Genomic DNA, 14,110 nt, shown 5'->3' with positions numbered 1-14,110 from the left:
CGTTCTAGTGTTGCATGCTTGATCAAGAGGGTGTCGGTGCGACGCGGTATCGCGACAAATTCACAGGTCTAGATCGTTCTCGACCAGGTTGAGGGTCCGCTGCACTTACACACCTTTTGCACCCTCCCCGTCGGCGAGGACGTGGCCATGGCCGTGCGGTCAGGAATCCGTCGTGCTGGGATCGGTGAGCGCGCGGGCGAGGACGAGGTCTTCGATGGTGGTGTCCGCGGCGTCGGCGGCCGCCTTCAGCCGCTCATAGTCCGGCCAGGACACCCGAAGGAGGACCATCACCTGCATGTCGGCGGGATCGTCGACCGGGGGCGGGAGTTCGATATTCGCAGCGGCGGGATCGAATTTCAGGTTCTTGATCAGCCGGTCCGGCCAATCCTCGCCGTAGGCGTCGAGCATGTCGGCAGTAAACCGGTACAGGGCCGCGTCGGCGGTTGCGTCACTCATGGTCACCTCGTCTCGTCGGCGGGCTGGTCCATCGATTGTGACTGTCGGTTTCCTCGCTCGGCACGTGACCAGCGATTTTTCAGTAAGCGGCGAAGATTATGCGCCGCGCATCCTCCCTACGCCCGTCGTGCCTGTAGAGCTCGGTGTCTCATGAAACGGCACGGCTAGGCCGTGTCGGCACCGGCGCTCACGACCGTGCCCGCCGTGGGCGCGGGTCGCGACACGGCCCGCTCACCTGTTGAGCCTTTCGCCCCCACGGGGGAGATTCGGTGGCCGCTGATCGTAATAGATGCCGACAGCAAAAACCGAAAGGCTCGAAAGGCTCTGAATGCTGCTCTGGTTTCTCATCGGATACTTCCTTTTCGTCGCGACGCTCGTCGGCTACTCGGCCTACGTGGCAATTTCTTGCCCGGATGCCAAGCGGCGCGCGGACGCCTTCAAGGTGCTGAAGCTGATCTGGGTCACCGGCACCGGTGCCGGGGGTGTCACGCTGGCCATCACTAGCGCCATGCTCAAGATGCGCGAACTCGGCATCATTTGAAACGTAGGCCGGCATCCAAGTTGGACGACAAAATCCTGGACGCCGGCCTACGTACTATGAGTTGATCGGCTTGACCTTGATCAACTCTCACCAATCACGGCAGCGGAACCGTTAAAGGCGGTCCTCTGCGCTGTTCCGACCGCAGTATTGGCGGTCGATTGCATTACGCATGCTTAACTCGCACCTCCTTCCCGTCGACGGATTTCATGGAATTCGATCATGAACTTTCGTTCTCTCCGATTTTGTTTCGAGTGCGGCAAACGTTTGACTTGGAGGATTTGGTGAGCTATCAGACAGTCGAGTTCGAATCATCTGCCCGTAGCATTTCATTTTCCTTTCCCGCCTGTGATGGCGGATGGTTCCACCTAACCCAATCTCATTCAACTGCCTCGCAAGACCTTTGTCTTTACGAGCTCTTGCGAGAACCGGAGGTGACGGCCAACTCCATGGCTGGCCCAGCCTGCCGGCGTTTTGAGGCAGCCGGACCCGCCCCGAGACTCCTGCGGGGTCGACCGGGCGTTGTGTCCGGTCGGCCCCGCAAGGAGTCTCGGGGCAGTCAACAACGTCCGACTGCCCCTCGACTAGTTAGCGGAGGTTGGGGTTGATGGTGTCGTTTTCCAAGGCATGCACCGAGGCCATGATCCTGTCTCCAAGGGCTTGGAAATCGATTTTCGCAAGCTCCTGGGCCAGGATCCGGGCATCCGCTGCAAGACACTTTTCAACGTCCACGGTCCCTTCCCTACCCCTCTCTAGGTCACGTCCTTGAGCTTTTCCCGGAGCAGAACGTGAGCGTCATACAAGGTCCTGCTCACCCATGCCGGCGTCTTTCCCAGGTCTTTAGCGACCAGTGCCGGTTTCAGGCCCATGTAGTACGTCAGGAAGACGACCTGCCGGAAGCGAATCGGCAATTCCCTGATTGCCTTGCGTACTTCTTCGACGACATCGCAGACGTAGTCCACATCAGATTTGCGATCGAGAAACTCGAAGTCAACCGTGAGGGTTTCGTTCTTCCGCTTCTGGTCGCGCACATAGTCGACAAAAACCGAATCCAAAGCAGGGTATACATGGCGCCTGGCTTTCAGGCCCTCTTCCTTCCAGCGCTTCCATACTTTGATGGTCGCCTGGTGAACGAGTTCCTCGGCCAGCGGAGCATTCGAACGACACAGCCTGAGTGCGTATCCGGTCATTTTGGGAAGATTTTCCCGGATATACTGCTCGAACTCGGCGGTATCGCTCATCAGTGGCGGCCCGTTCGAACCGAGCGCGCCACGTTACTGCTGAAACGCCGATAATCAATCATCGACGGTTCCTCCAACTTCAACCGGTTGCCGCCAGCCCACCACTTGTCCGTGGTGCGGCCTAGGCGGGCCGGGGGTTCGCCAGGGTTGACGAACCTCGCGACTAATACGAATGTCGGCCCCGGAATCTCCCCTCGTAACAACTGTGACTCCTGTCACATCTCGGCCATGTCGCAGCTGGGGCTCGACCGCGGAGGCTTCGATCTGTCTGCGGGCGGTTGACAGTGACCCATAGCCTGGAAGTCGTGTCCAATTCCGCTGCCTCCGTGTTCTTGCCCGAGACGATCGACGCGGTACTGGATCGCGCCTGCCGCGATGTCGGCCTGGACCCTGCGGGTGCGAGCCTGCTGCGGCTGGGGGAGAACATGCTCTACCAGCTGCAATCCGCGCCGGTGGTGGTCCGCATCGCCCGCGACAGGACGCATTGGGATGATGCGGTCAAGGAGGTCGCTGTCGCCGAGTGGCTTGCCGCGCAGCAGTTCCCCGCCGCCCAGATCTTCCAGATCGACGACCAGCAGCAGCCGATCGACGTCGATGGGCACCCGATCACGTTCTGGCAGTTCATTCCCGGCCGGGCCGCCGATATCGCGGAGGCCGGGATCCTGGGCGGGTTGCTGCGCCGACTGCACCAGCTGCCGCGGCCTGCGGAGCTGCCGCTGCCGCCCGTGCAGGGGTTCGGACACGTTGCGGCGCGGCTGGATTCGGCGCCGATCGCGGTCGGCGACGCGGAGTTTCTGCGGCGGCGCGTCGCCGAGCTCGAGCAGGAGCTGGCCACACTGAGCTTCACGCTGCCGGTGGTGGCTCTGCACGGTGATGCGCACGTGAAAAACGTGATGATCAGCGACGGGCAGGCGGTATTGATCGATTTGGAGGCGTTCGCGGTCGGGCCGGCGGAATGGGATCTGGCCAAGACCGCCGCGGAGACCTCGATGGGCATGCTCGACCCGGCCGACTATCAGGCCTTCGCCGCTGCCTACGACTACGACGTCACCACCTGGTCGGGATGGCCGGTGCTGCAGGCGGTGATGCAGCTGAAGATGATCAGCTGGCTGGCCCAGAACGTCGACCACTCGCCCCGCGTCCGCGCCGAATACGACAAACGGATGGCCACCATCCGCACCGGTCGTCTCGTCGAGCCCTGGTGCGGCTTCTGAATACCCCAATGGGAACTCCGTGGAAATGTCACCCATGGGAGACAAAGCCGACCCATAGCGCCGGTGGCGCGGGCTATTCGGGCTGGACCGGGCTGCGGGAACCCCACAGCAACGCCGCCGCAGCAGCGACCAGGATCGGCGTGCAACTGACCGCAGCGAGAACCGCTGCCGGTGCCGGAGAGGCCACCGACCAGCCTGCTGTGTGGATGGCGAGGTAGCCAGCGACCGCGATCAGCCCGACCGCCGACATCGCCGCCGCACCGCGGCGGGGCAGCACTCGCGGCTTTCTCGACCACAGCTGGGTGACCCACAGCAGAAACCCCAGCAGCGACACCGCGGGCGTCAGCGACAGATCGAGGGTGAGATGGTCGGCCAGACCGGGCAGGGGGTGCAGGGCCCGCAACTCGGTCATCGCACCCAGTTCGGCCCAGCTGCCCCACAGCAAGACCGCCACGGGCAGCGCGGTCAGCACCAGCAGGTAGCGCAGTGGGCGACGCGGTCGTCGGCGCATCGGATACTCCTGTCAGGCAGGGTTTTTCGCCTCGAACGTGGGGTAGGTCTGGCGGTCGTCCAGGAAGAACAAGGCGAGCATCAGCGGCCCAGCACCGCAGATGACTGCCATCACCAGCCCGGCGGCCAGGTCGAAATGCCCAAGGCGCTCCCAGGTCGCCAACGCGGCCACCGTGGCGACGACCGCAGCCATCGCGCAGACCGAGCGGCGGATGTATCGGCGATGACCCAGGTCGGTCGAACGGAATGTCTGCCAGACGGCGCAGTCCGCGACGAGGTGGATGACGAGCGGTTCGAGGTACAGCTGCAGCAGGGGCATGTCCCAGCTGCGGTGCACCGACCCGATCCACACCGACGAGATCACCGCCGAGGCGACGACGAGGTAGGCGATCATCAGATACCAGAGCGCGATCCCGATTCGCGCCGGAGACAGCTGCAGCAGACGCACGGGGCGAGTATCGCATCGGGCACCGACAAGAAACCCTCGATCGCCATGCCCCACAAGATGATCGGGACTATTCGGGCGACCTTCGCGGGCGGGTCCAGCTGGTCAGGGTTCTTCTCCCACGCCCGCAATGACTTCGCTGTCGGGCAGCACGATCGGCTGCCACGGTTTGCCTTCCAGGCTGGCCGTCACGCGCAGCCGCAACCTTCTCTCGTGCGCGGTGCTGACCTTCACCCAGAAGGGCACCGAGTCGCCGGGCTGCAGTGCACCGGGGCGTTCGAGCCGATCAGCGACCACGCTGGCCTGACGGCCGACGTCGAAAATGATGCCGGGGCTGTCGCAAATCTCGAGCACGAGATGATCCAGTCGACCCTGCTTCAGTCGGAGCTCCACCTTCCACGACCCACCGGTCGTGGCTGCCCAACGCAGTGCCTCCTCCCACACCGGTGCGAGTTCGTCGTGTCGGCGCTGGGCTTCGATCGCAGCCATCTGCTCGGTCGCGAGCGCGGAGGTCTTCGCGGACTGTGCCTGGTTGCGGGCATAGAGTGCGCTGAACGCGGCGATGACGGCGCTGATCACGGCGATGACGGCGGCGGCCCACTCCATGCGAGGACCCTAGCCCCGGGCGATGGCCCGCCTCCGGGAGACGCGCGCTGTTTCAGAGGCAGCGACGGAGGTGCTCGGGGAACTCGAGCTGCTCGAAATGCGACAACCATCGTTGCAGGACCGCTGGTTCCAGCAGCTCCCGGGCGGTATCGATCACGGGGGTCGAGCTATCGATTTCGGCGGTGACGAGGACGGTGGTGCGCTCAGCCGACGTCGCAGACTTGATCAAGAAGGCATGCTCGACCTCCGAGACGACCAGCGACAGGTTGCGGCCCTCGGGACCGTCGAACTCCAGCCGCTCACCCACCCGGGGCACGACCGGGCCGTTCACCACGAACTGCAGCACGAGATCGTCACCGTCGTCCTCCGCAAGCGCGGGCACCGATATGAAAATCCCATACCGAACGACAGCCGTTGCGGCACCGGCGGATTCGTCAGACGCGGTCATCGTGACCTCCCTCTGTTCGACAGCGCAGACCCATCATCGCCGCTGTGCCGCATCCACAGGCCGGTTACCTGCCTCGCGGCGACCGCCGCACCCCTGCAGAGCCCCTGGCCCATTGCTCCGACTTTGGCGTACGGAAATGATCGATCGGCATGTTCACCGGGCTTTCACGATCTCGGGGTGACCGGGAATTCGCTTGCCCTGCGCATGAACTCCGATCCACCATGCTGCGGTAGTCCGGGTTTCCCCTGCCGGTGTTCCGAGTATCTGTGAGGTCGAATCTGTGAGGCCGATTTCTGTGCCCGAGCGCAGCCTGGGGCAGCTCGCGCGTTCCATCGTCGCTGTCGCCGACGCGTTCGAAACCGACACCTACGACACTAGCAAGCCTTACAAGCCGACCTGCCAGGCACGCCGTGACGGCTACGCCCAGCACCACTACACCGGGGCATGGAGCCGTCAGCCGGTGGACAACCTGCACATGCACGCGGTCGGGTACCTGCGCCGCGCCGAGGATCACCTGCGCACCATCGCGTTGGCGGCCACCGCGCCGAAGATCCTCTACAGCCCGATCTCGTTGGCGCGCATCGTGACTGTGTCCTCCGGACATTGTTTCTATCTGCTCGATCCTGGCATCGAGGTGCGGGAACGGATGCGGCGCGCACTGAACCTGCACGCCCACATGCTCGCCGAGCAACGCAATCTGATCGGTGACCCGACCAGCCCGGCCGCCCAGCTGCTGCAAACCCAGATCACCCAGCTCTGCGCCGACGCCCGGCGCATGGGCTTCACCGTTGCCGGTGCCGCGCAGCCCTGGTCGCCGCACTACTTCGACAAGAAGATCCCCAGCGACACCGACATCGTCGGCTGGGTCCTGGACGCCGACGGCAGCGGCGGCGGGCACGGCAAGTTCGCCTTCCGCCTGTTCTCCGCGGCCGTGCACTCCCAGCCCAATATCGAAGCGCTGCTGCACAAGCACGTGATTTCGCCCAGCCGGGAGGGCATGAGCACCGCGATGCCCGGCCTCACGCTGGAAACATTGGCCGCTGTGGTCGCGGCCGCGGCGTGCGCCTTCTACGAGGCCCACCTGCGGATGCGCACCTACTTCGGCATCACCGACCCCACCATCGAAAGCGCCGCCCTCACAGCACTGCAGGAGATGTCGATGCTGGCCACACCGCCGACACCCACCCGAACCAGGTGACCATGGTGGATTGACCACGGTCAGGTCCTTTTCCAGTGCCGCGCTGATACGCGGAATCCGGGGCGTGGAGAACCCTGCTCGTACCGTCCTGCCCGTGGTCGAGAAGAAGCAGAAGTTTCAGGCACAGATCTCAAAAGATCTGACCGAGAACGCAATCGAGGATCCCGGTGAGTATTCGCCGGACGCGGCGGGCAGCCCGGCGATGTGGACCTGGCCCACGGTGACCCTGGCCTGCGTGCTGGTGCCCGCCGCCCTCACCTTCGCGCTCGTGCTCATCGTCGCGCACATCGCGACGCCGTGGACCGTCGTCTGGATCACCGTGGTGCTCGTCGGCGGGATCCTCACGCTCGTCACGTCCGCCCGGAACCCCGGTGCCAAGCTGCAGTGGCTACTCGGTGTTCTACATGCCATGGCCGGAAGGCCCAGCGGCCCACAATAAGTGCGCCAGCAGTGGCTATTTCGCCGGCTACGTTCGTGCGGTCAGCGGGCCGCCACGATCGCCGGATGGTGGGTGTGCAGGAGGTCGACGAATTCGGCGAGCGCGCGGTGGCGGGCCGCGCCGGGCGGCAGCCGGTCGTGGAAGTCCTTGAGGTACTGCAGATATCGCGCCGAGCGCAGGTCCCCGCCGTTGACGACCGCGGCCGCGGCCAGCGCGCCGGCCTCGTCGAGGTCCCCGGCGACCAGGGCGCCGTCGGCGGCGACCATCTGGATGAACGCGCGGGTGCGCGGCGGGGTGTCCTCGGTCAGGGCCTCGCCGACGAAGGTCTTCGTTTCGGGGGCGAGTTGCAGGTCGCGCCAGCAGTGGCTGGCGTCGCCGGCGAGTTCGGCGGGGTCGTAGTAGCCGATCCAGCCCGGTTCGTCGTCGTGGCGGCGTTCGAAGATCTGCTCGGCGCGGTGGATGACCAGCGCGGTGGCGTGCTGGTCGGACAGGCTGGCCAGCCCGCGCGCCTCCATCATCACGCACATGGTTTCGACCGCGGGGCTGTGGCGGCCTTGCAGCGCTTGCTGGGCGGCGCGCGCGTACATGACCGCGTCGTCGAAGCGGCCCATGAAGTTGGCCTGGTGTGACAGGTTCGCCAGCAGCCGCCCGCCCATCAGCTGGTCGGAGCCCTCCTCGGCCAGGCGCAGGCCTTGCACGAAGTAGCGGATCGCGGCCGGGTGGCGGCCCGCGTCGTAGGCCGACCAGCCCAGCAGCTGGGCGACTTCGGCGGCCGCGGAGAAGATCTCACGGCGCACCGCCTCCGGATGCACCGCGTGCAGCTGCGGCACCACCTGAGTGCGGAAGAACTCCAGCAGCTGTCGGCGAACATGCCCGCCGCCGCGGGCGAAGTCCATGCTCATCATCGCCGCCACCGTCGTACGGATCCGGTCGGCGACCTCAACGCCGCGCACCGGCCCGGCCGGGCCCAGGGCCAGGGCGGGGGACCCGGCGAACAGGTAGCCGGTCACGACCTGGGAGGCGCCCATGCTGGTGATGGCACCCGCGGTGGCCAGCGCCGCATCCCCGCCGTGGTCGGCGTCGGCGAGGGCGTCGAGCACGGTGATCGTGTCGACGATGTCACGGGGATATTCGACACCTCGCGCGAGCGGGTCCCCGGCGTACGGCAGATACAGCACTGCGGCCAGCAGCCGCGAGTACAGGTCATCGGGGGAGACGTGCCCGTTCTCCCAGCGCGAGATCGAGGTCTTCAGCGACGCCGGGCTCATCAAATGCACGCCCTGGCGCTGCGCGGCCTCGGTCAACGCGGCCGCCAGGATCGGGATCGACCAGCCGCGCGCCCGTCGCGCTGCTCGAATGTCTTCGCCGTGCAACATGTTTCGCCCCCAGCAGGTGTGCTGGACCCGAGAATATGCCGACACGCCGTGCAACGCGGCGCCTTTGCCCAGCGGCCGCCTTAAACAGTCTGGCGCTTCCCGCGACTGGGACAGCCGTGCGCACCCCACGTCCGTACCCGGGGGCTTGTCGATTCTGCCGAGCGTCGCCGCCGTTCGCTCCCATCGAAATCCGGCCACACCCCACCCGGCAAGCCAAAACGATGCACTACCAGCTGTTTTGGATAGACGGTTAGCCGTCTTGCCCTCGTATTTGGACAGTGAGCTGGCGCCGGAACTCGTTCGAGGGCTGGGTCAGGTGCCGACGTGGATCGTGGCCGCCCACAACTGCGGAACGCTCGGATACAGGTCGCGCAGATGACGGGTCGCCTCGTGCAGTGCGGTCGCGACTCCGGCTCCGGTGATCTCGTCGAATTGCCCGAGCTGGGCGTAGAAGTCTCGCGCGGTGATCGCGGCCACCTCGTCGTCGACGTCCCAGAGGGTGGCAACAACGTTGCGGTAGCCGGCGAGTAGGAACGCCGCGGCCAGGTTGACCGGCTCGTCGGGCAGTTGCTCGGATCGGCGTGCCGTACCGCAGGCCGACAGGTAGGCGCAGGCGCCCCGGGACAGGGAGGTCCTCGAAATGTCGCGCACGGTCAGGGAACCGTCGGCCAGCAGCAGGCGGCTGGAGGGAGGGTCGGTGGCGTCGACCAGGCCGTGGCAGGCGAAATGGACCACGGTGACGTCCTGCATGGCCGCGAGAACCGCCTGCCGGGTGGCGGCGGCGTCCCTGAGGATCGCGCTGCCCGGCAAGTTCTCCAGCATCGCGTGACCTTCGGCGGCGGCACCGCGAAGGACGGAGCGCAGCCCGGGCACTTCGGACACGATGACGCCCAGTGCTCGAATCCTGGAAGGATTCCCGCCTGCGCGGCGGCTACGGGTCAGGGCGCGCACGGTGGGGGTGTAGGAGGAGATCACACGATCCAGGGCGTTGGCTGCCGGTTGCTCAGCATGCGGTGCGCTGTACCGCCCAGCCGCGTGAAGCGGCAGGAACGACAGGACTCCCGATGGACACCACCACACCCGGGGCAATTCAGGTTGCGGGCACCGCTCGTCCAGCCGGATTCGATCGAGGACCGGGTCGACGATGGCGTCCCACAGCCATTCCAGGACTGCGGTCAGTTCCCGCTGCTGGAGGAATCGTTCGGCCCTCGTCGTCGACTTCGACAGCGCGGTGGTGAATTGCGAGTACCGCTCGTTCACGGTGTCGGGGTCCAGTAGCGGCAGGTCGACAAAATGGATCATGTTGGGCTCCAGCACGATCGCGTCCGAGCGGTAGTCGCTGACGTTGAGCAGCACGATCGGACCGTCGACGGCGGCCTGCATCATCTCTGTCAGGCGGGGAGCCTGCAGGAAGTTCTCAAACCCGGGCATCGCGCGGATGTGCTCGACCAACTCTGTCCACTCGCTGGCCGCCGCCACCCGCTGCGGCGCGTCTTCGGCGAGCCGATCGCGCAAATCGGCGAACCGAGCAGCCGCCTCCGGTGCGGCGGCGGCCAGCTCGCTCAGGTCCTCGTGCAGGTCCAGCGCACGGTTGTACAAGATGCCGCGGCCACGTTCGAACAGCTCTACGGCGTAGTCGAAGGCCTCGGCGTTGAGGGCGCACGCGACAGCGTCGGAGGCCAGCTTCGAGAACCGGAGCAGATGCCACTGGCCGTCTCGGTCGGATATCTGGCCGGCGGTCATACCCAACAGGTCGATGGCGCGCGCGAATCCTGTGGTCGCCGTCGGCCAGTCGCCTACTGCCGCTGCCATGGTGCCTAGTTGCATCGCCGCGATGGCCTGCATCGACCAGGTGGTGCCCGGACTGGCTAGCACCTGTTCGAAGGCCGCGATGGCCTCAGTCCTTGCTGCCATGTTGCCCGAAGCCGCCGCGACCGCGGCGAGTACACCACCGAGGTTGAGAATTTGGCGTGCTCTGTGTGGATGGCCGTCGGGAACAGCGGCGACGGCCCTGCGCATCAGCTGTGCAGCTTCGCTGAGTTGTCTTCTGTCCTCGCAGATTTGGTAGCTGGACTGCAGCATGAGCGCGAGATTGGATACTCGGCCGGCGCAGGCGGGATGATCCTGCGGGGTCTGCGCGAGCGCCCGTCGGGCGAGACTGATCGCCTCGTCGAGGTCGTCTCGATCACCGGTGCGCTGGACACGGGCCCGTAGAGCCAATGCCAGGTTCGACAGCCAGTCCGGAGAGTCGGGGCGCCCGGCGGAGACCAGCGCCAGCACATGTCGATGCGCGCGGATCGCCTCGTCGAGGTCGGCCAGCGCGCCGGTGAGTTCACCGCGCGTCCGCAGGATCAACCCGAGGTTGGATGCCAGGTTGGCGTCGTGGGGCGCGCACTCCACGGCCGTGCGCGCTGCCCTGAGGGCCTCGTCGAGGTCAGTGACCGCACCGGTCTGTTCGTAGCGGGCCCGCAACATGAGCGCGAGGTGGGACGCCCACCGTGGATAGTTCGGCCCACTGACCGGAGTCAGGTCGATCAGCCGCCGACAGGTCGAGATCGCCTCCTCGAGAGTGGCCTTGTCGCCGGTCCTGTCACTGAGCGTTCGCAGCGCCAACGCCAACCCCGCCAGGCCGCGGCGGGTTGCGGTCACATCCTCACCGGTCTGGTGGACCAAGCGCCGATATACCGCGACCGACTCCGATAGCGGAGCCAGTTCACCAGTCTGTCTGCCGATTTCGTGCAAGGCGTAGGCCAGCAGCGAAAGTCGGTGCGGGCCCTCGGAATCGTCGATGGGCGTCATCTCGAGTACCAAGCGTGCCGTGTGGCACGCCTCCTCGAGGTCGGTCACCGTGTCGGTGCGCTGGCCACGCATCAACATCAGCCGCGCGAGATCGGTCATAGCCGCGGCAAGGTCAGTGGGGGCAGCACCGGATGTACTCGCGAGGGCTACGCGTGACAGCTCGATAGCCTCCTCGAGATCGCTCAGCTCAGCCGTCCGCCGAAACCGGCGTTCCAGTGCCGACACCAGATAGGCGGTCACCCTCAATATCTGCTCGGCACCCTCATGGCCGGTCGGCAGCCGATCCAGCATGCGCCTGAAATGACGGATCATCGTGTCGAGATCATCGATCTCGTCGAGGTTTTCAGCGGCGACGCGCAACAAGATGGACGACGCCGCCTCCGCCGCGGTGGCCTCCCCGGCGTCCGCACCCAACAGCTCGCTTTCTGTCAGACTCTGCACCCGCTGCACGATCTGATGCTCGTGTTGTGAGTGAGTGGGGGTGCCCCAATGCCAGGTGGCGTGGCTGGAATCGGTTGCCGGGATAGGTCGGGCGCGGTCGCGGTAGCTCTCGAGCACCTGCGACATCTCGGCCAGGGTGCGCGGTGAGTGAGACCCCTTCGTGGCGACGCCCGCCGCGCCCGCCGACGGTCCCCCTTGCGGCCGGTTCGGTGGCGCCGCCCGCCGGATACGCCGCAGGATCTCCTCGACACGGTCGCTGAAACCCTCGCCCTCAGCGGGCCCGCCATCGACCCCCAACATGCGGCACAGCAGTGCGGCGGCCGAGTGCAATGCCTTCACGTCGTCGGTCTGATCGTGCTCGGCGAGGAACTCATCCACCAACGACATCGACGCTGCGCAGGATCCGGGCACCGCGTCCGGGCGCAGCACCGCCAATACGGGCAGCGGAAGCAGGTCGGGTCGTTCGGCGGCCAGTGCGCTGAACAGCCGGATCATCTCGTCGAGGTCGGTGTCGTGGTCGGGGTCGGGCATGAGCTGGAATCGATACCAGCGCAGCCGTCCGACCAGCGCCACCGCCTCGGCGTGTGTGGTGAGTTGTTCACCGACGACGGCCAGGATGGCGGCCGCTTCCTCGAGGGCGCGGGGATCCAGCACGATCGCCGGATTTCGTTCGGCGGCAAAGCAGTCCAGTCGTGCTCGCAGCCGCCGCGCCGGGTCGCTGGTCATGCCGAGCCTTGCCGCCTCGGGGATCCGCTCAGATCACACGGCCGTGCGATCGGTGCACCCGGCTTGCGTGCTGCGCGGGCTCGGCGCTGCTGCTCGACCCCGGCGACCACTTCGGCCACGGCGGCGTCCAGATCGTCGATGTCGCCGACCGGTTCGCGGTCGTGCAGCAGGGCATGCAGTTCCAGGTCGGTCGTCTGCCGTTTCAGGTTGAGGAATGCTTCTCGCACGGTGTCGACACCGCGAGGATCGGATGCGGTCATCAGTGGTCTCCTTCCTCGGTGAGCAACGACTTCAACCGCTGCAGCGCCTTGCTTTTCACCGACGTCACGGTGCGTACCGAAATTCCCAGCGCGGCCGCGATCTCCTTACGGGAGTACCCATAGAAGTAGGTCAGCGTGATGACCTGGCGTTCGCGGAGGTCACCCAGCTCCTCGACCAGGTCCAGCAGCGACCCGTACCCGGCACCGGTCCGGCCGACGGCTTCGGTGTGGGCGGCTTCGGTGTGTTTGCGGCGGCCCAGGTGCTCACGCTGCAGCAGGGTGACGGCCGCGTTCGTCGCCACCGTGTACAGCCAGCCCACCGGATGGGGATGCTGCGCGAGCTGTTCACACCGCTTGTGCGCGGCCAGGAATGTCATCTGCACGACATCCTCGGCGAGTTCGGTGTCCCCGCAGCAGATTCTGCGCATCTGACGCAGCAGCGCCGACCGGTTGGTCTGCATGAACTCGATGAAATCGAACGGTGCCGCCGAGACCGCCGCGGTCCCGGAATCGGCGGGAAGCAGTGCGTCGAGGGGCTGGGGGAGGGCCTCGGCGTCGGCGCTCCATTCCGCGCGGGCCTGCGGGACCGCATGCGGGGCAGGCCGTTCCAGCAGCCCGGCGCTCTCGCCACGGACCACCAGCGGGTCCTCGTCGCCGCGCTGGGGCTCCTCCTCGGATTCCTCGTGCCGAGGTCGGTCCTCGGCGTCGTCGTCGGTGCTCACGCTCGGGTCCTCCCGCCGTCCTCGTGCGGCTCGACCCGCCGGATCGTCAGCGAGGATCCGTCCGCGATGGTGTGCGACAGTTCGGTCCCCGGCTCCAGCGGCAACGCTGCCATCCGTGCCTGTTCACGGACGACGTCCACCCGAGTTTTGTTCCTGTAGCGCAGGATACGCTCGACCGTGTCGAGGACCCCGCTGCGGCGGATGGCCACCACCACCCCGGCCGCTAGGGCCGGGACCGCCGGCACCAGCACCGGCAACGACAAGACGAGCGACATGCGGATCGACCTCCTGGTCTCGAAGTAGTGCTCTCACAACAAGAACCATCGGGAAGCCGGAAACGGGCAACAAACATCGCCGGCGCTGCTCGGTCGCTGCGATCTCCGTGGTCAGGGGCCGCGGGATCGCGAGGGAAGCCGCCCACGACAACGCCGTTGGTGCCAGTGCGGCGGTCGGGGGCGTTCGCGGGCCCGGTCCGACGGCTTCCGAATCGCCGCCATGTGTCTGCGGCCGGATTTGTGATTCTCACTGGCCCCCGTTCGCGCCCTGCATGTCGATGCACCCACCAGCGGGCGTATGTGACACATCATCCGATTCGCCTCCGTGAGCATCGATTTCGGCGACTCCTACACCTCGGACTGCCGCGAGCAGGCCGTGGGCCTCCGAGGGCTCTCGGTCACCGAAGAGGGCGCAC

At 66.2% G+C, this 14,110-nt stretch carries 16 protein-coding genes; 4 read left to right on the top strand and 12 right to left on the bottom strand.

The window, feature by feature from the left end:
• Positions 1 to 159: 159 nt before the first annotated feature.
• On the bottom strand, positions 160 to 456 hold the full coding sequence (locus tag ACFXHA_RS43270) for a hypothetical protein (RefSeq protein WP_379366893.1): 297 nt from the start codon (positions 454 to 456) through the stop codon (positions 160 to 162).
• 328 nt (positions 457 to 784) lie between these two features.
• Between ACFXHA_RS43270 and ACFXHA_RS43265 the strand changes: the two genes are divergently transcribed.
• Positions 785 to 997: a hypothetical protein gene (locus ACFXHA_RS43265; protein WP_379366892.1), complete on the top strand. Its 213-nt coding sequence runs from the start codon at positions 785 to 787 to the stop codon at positions 995 to 997.
• Positions 998 to 1,582: 585 nt separating this feature from the next.
• Here the strand turns inward: ACFXHA_RS43265 and ACFXHA_RS43260 are convergent.
• Both ACFXHA_RS43260 and ACFXHA_RS43255 read right to left on the bottom strand, forming a co-directional pair.
• Positions 1,583 to 1,726, bottom strand: a complete 144-nt coding sequence (locus ACFXHA_RS43260; RefSeq protein WP_379366890.1) for a hypothetical protein — start codon at positions 1,724 to 1,726, stop codon at positions 1,583 to 1,585.
• A gap of 20 nt (positions 1,727 to 1,746) precedes the next feature.
• The gene (locus tag ACFXHA_RS43255; protein ID WP_379366888.1) at positions 1,747 to 2,235 is read right to left on the bottom strand and encodes an RNA polymerase sigma factor; all 489 of its coding nucleotides are present in this window, start codon (positions 2,233 to 2,235) and stop codon (positions 1,747 to 1,749) included.
• 305 nt (positions 2,236 to 2,540) lie between these two features.
• On the opposite strand from ACFXHA_RS43255, the gene ACFXHA_RS43250 reads away from it, so the two are divergent.
• Complete coding sequence (locus tag ACFXHA_RS43250; RefSeq protein ID WP_379366887.1) at positions 2,541 to 3,449, top strand: phosphotransferase enzyme family protein; 909 nt, start codon at positions 2,541 to 2,543, stop codon at positions 3,447 to 3,449.
• Positions 3,450 to 3,522: 73 nt separating this feature from the next.
• Here ACFXHA_RS43250 and ACFXHA_RS43245 read toward each other — a convergent pair whose 3' ends face one another.
• The 4 genes from ACFXHA_RS43245 to ACFXHA_RS43230 form a co-directional block, all read right to left on the bottom strand.
• Entirely contained in the window at positions 3,523 to 3,960 is a 438-nt protein-coding gene (locus ACFXHA_RS43245) for a hypothetical protein (RefSeq protein ID WP_379366885.1), read from the bottom strand.
• Positions 3,961 to 3,972: 12 nt separating this feature from the next.
• Positions 3,973 to 4,407, bottom strand: coding sequence for a hypothetical protein (locus ACFXHA_RS43240; RefSeq protein WP_379366884.1), 435 nt, complete (start codon positions 4,405 to 4,407; stop codon positions 3,973 to 3,975).
• A gap of 102 nt (positions 4,408 to 4,509) precedes the next feature.
• Positions 4,510 to 5,010, bottom strand: coding sequence for a hypothetical protein (locus tag ACFXHA_RS43235; protein WP_379366882.1), 501 nt, complete (start codon positions 5,008 to 5,010; stop codon positions 4,510 to 4,512).
• 52 nt (positions 5,011 to 5,062) lie between these two features.
• Positions 5,063 to 5,458, bottom strand: a complete 396-nt coding sequence (locus ACFXHA_RS43230; RefSeq protein WP_379366880.1) for a hypothetical protein — start codon at positions 5,456 to 5,458, stop codon at positions 5,063 to 5,065.
• 280 nt (positions 5,459 to 5,738) lie between these two features.
• Between ACFXHA_RS43230 and ACFXHA_RS43225 the strand changes: the two genes are divergently transcribed.
• Complete coding sequence (locus ACFXHA_RS43225) at positions 5,739 to 6,656, top strand: hypothetical protein (RefSeq protein ID WP_379366878.1); 918 nt, start codon at positions 5,739 to 5,741, stop codon at positions 6,654 to 6,656.
• Between the two features lie 94 nt (positions 6,657 to 6,750).
• On the top strand, positions 6,751 to 7,095 hold the full coding sequence (locus tag ACFXHA_RS43220) for a hypothetical protein (RefSeq protein WP_379366876.1): 345 nt from the start codon (positions 6,751 to 6,753) through the stop codon (positions 7,093 to 7,095).
• 41 nt (positions 7,096 to 7,136) lie between these two features.
• On the opposite strand, the gene ACFXHA_RS43215 is transcribed toward ACFXHA_RS43220, so the two are convergent.
• The 5 genes from ACFXHA_RS43215 to ACFXHA_RS43195 all read right to left on the bottom strand — a co-directional run bounded on the left by ACFXHA_RS43215 (position 7,137) and on the right by ACFXHA_RS43195 (position 13,694).
• A complete protein-coding gene (locus ACFXHA_RS43215; protein WP_379366874.1) occupies positions 7,137 to 8,471 on the bottom strand; it encodes a helix-turn-helix domain-containing protein in 1,335 nt (444 codons plus the stop codon).
• Between the two features lie 312 nt (positions 8,472 to 8,783).
• Positions 8,784 to 12,437 (bottom strand): CHAT domain-containing protein, encoded by a 3,654-nt coding sequence (locus ACFXHA_RS43210; RefSeq protein ID WP_379366872.1) that lies wholly within the window; start codon positions 12,435 to 12,437, stop codon positions 8,784 to 8,786.
• The gene (locus tag ACFXHA_RS43205; protein ID WP_379366870.1) at positions 12,434 to 12,697 is read right to left on the bottom strand and encodes a hypothetical protein; all 264 of its coding nucleotides are present in this window, start codon (positions 12,695 to 12,697) and stop codon (positions 12,434 to 12,436) included. Before ACFXHA_RS43205 ends, ACFXHA_RS43210 begins: the two co-directional genes overlap by 4 nt.
• Entirely contained in the window at positions 12,697 to 13,419 is a 723-nt protein-coding gene (locus ACFXHA_RS43200; RefSeq protein ID WP_379366868.1) for an RNA polymerase sigma factor, read from the bottom strand. The genes ACFXHA_RS43205 and ACFXHA_RS43200 overlap by 1 nt, the downstream gene beginning before the upstream one ends.
• On the bottom strand, positions 13,416 to 13,694 hold the full coding sequence (locus ACFXHA_RS43195; RefSeq protein ID WP_379366866.1) for a hypothetical protein: 279 nt from the start codon (positions 13,692 to 13,694) through the stop codon (positions 13,416 to 13,418). Before ACFXHA_RS43195 ends, ACFXHA_RS43200 begins: the two co-directional genes overlap by 4 nt.
• Positions 13,695 to 14,110: the final 416 nt, after the last annotated feature.

Origin of the sequence: Nocardia sp. NPDC059240, from assembly GCF_042753865.1 — a bacterium.
GTDB lineage: Bacteria > Actinomycetota > Actinomycetes > Mycobacteriales > Mycobacteriaceae > Nocardia.
The sequence above is the reverse complement of the archived record's forward strand: the minus strand, read 5'-3'. Positions and strand labels throughout refer to the sequence as shown.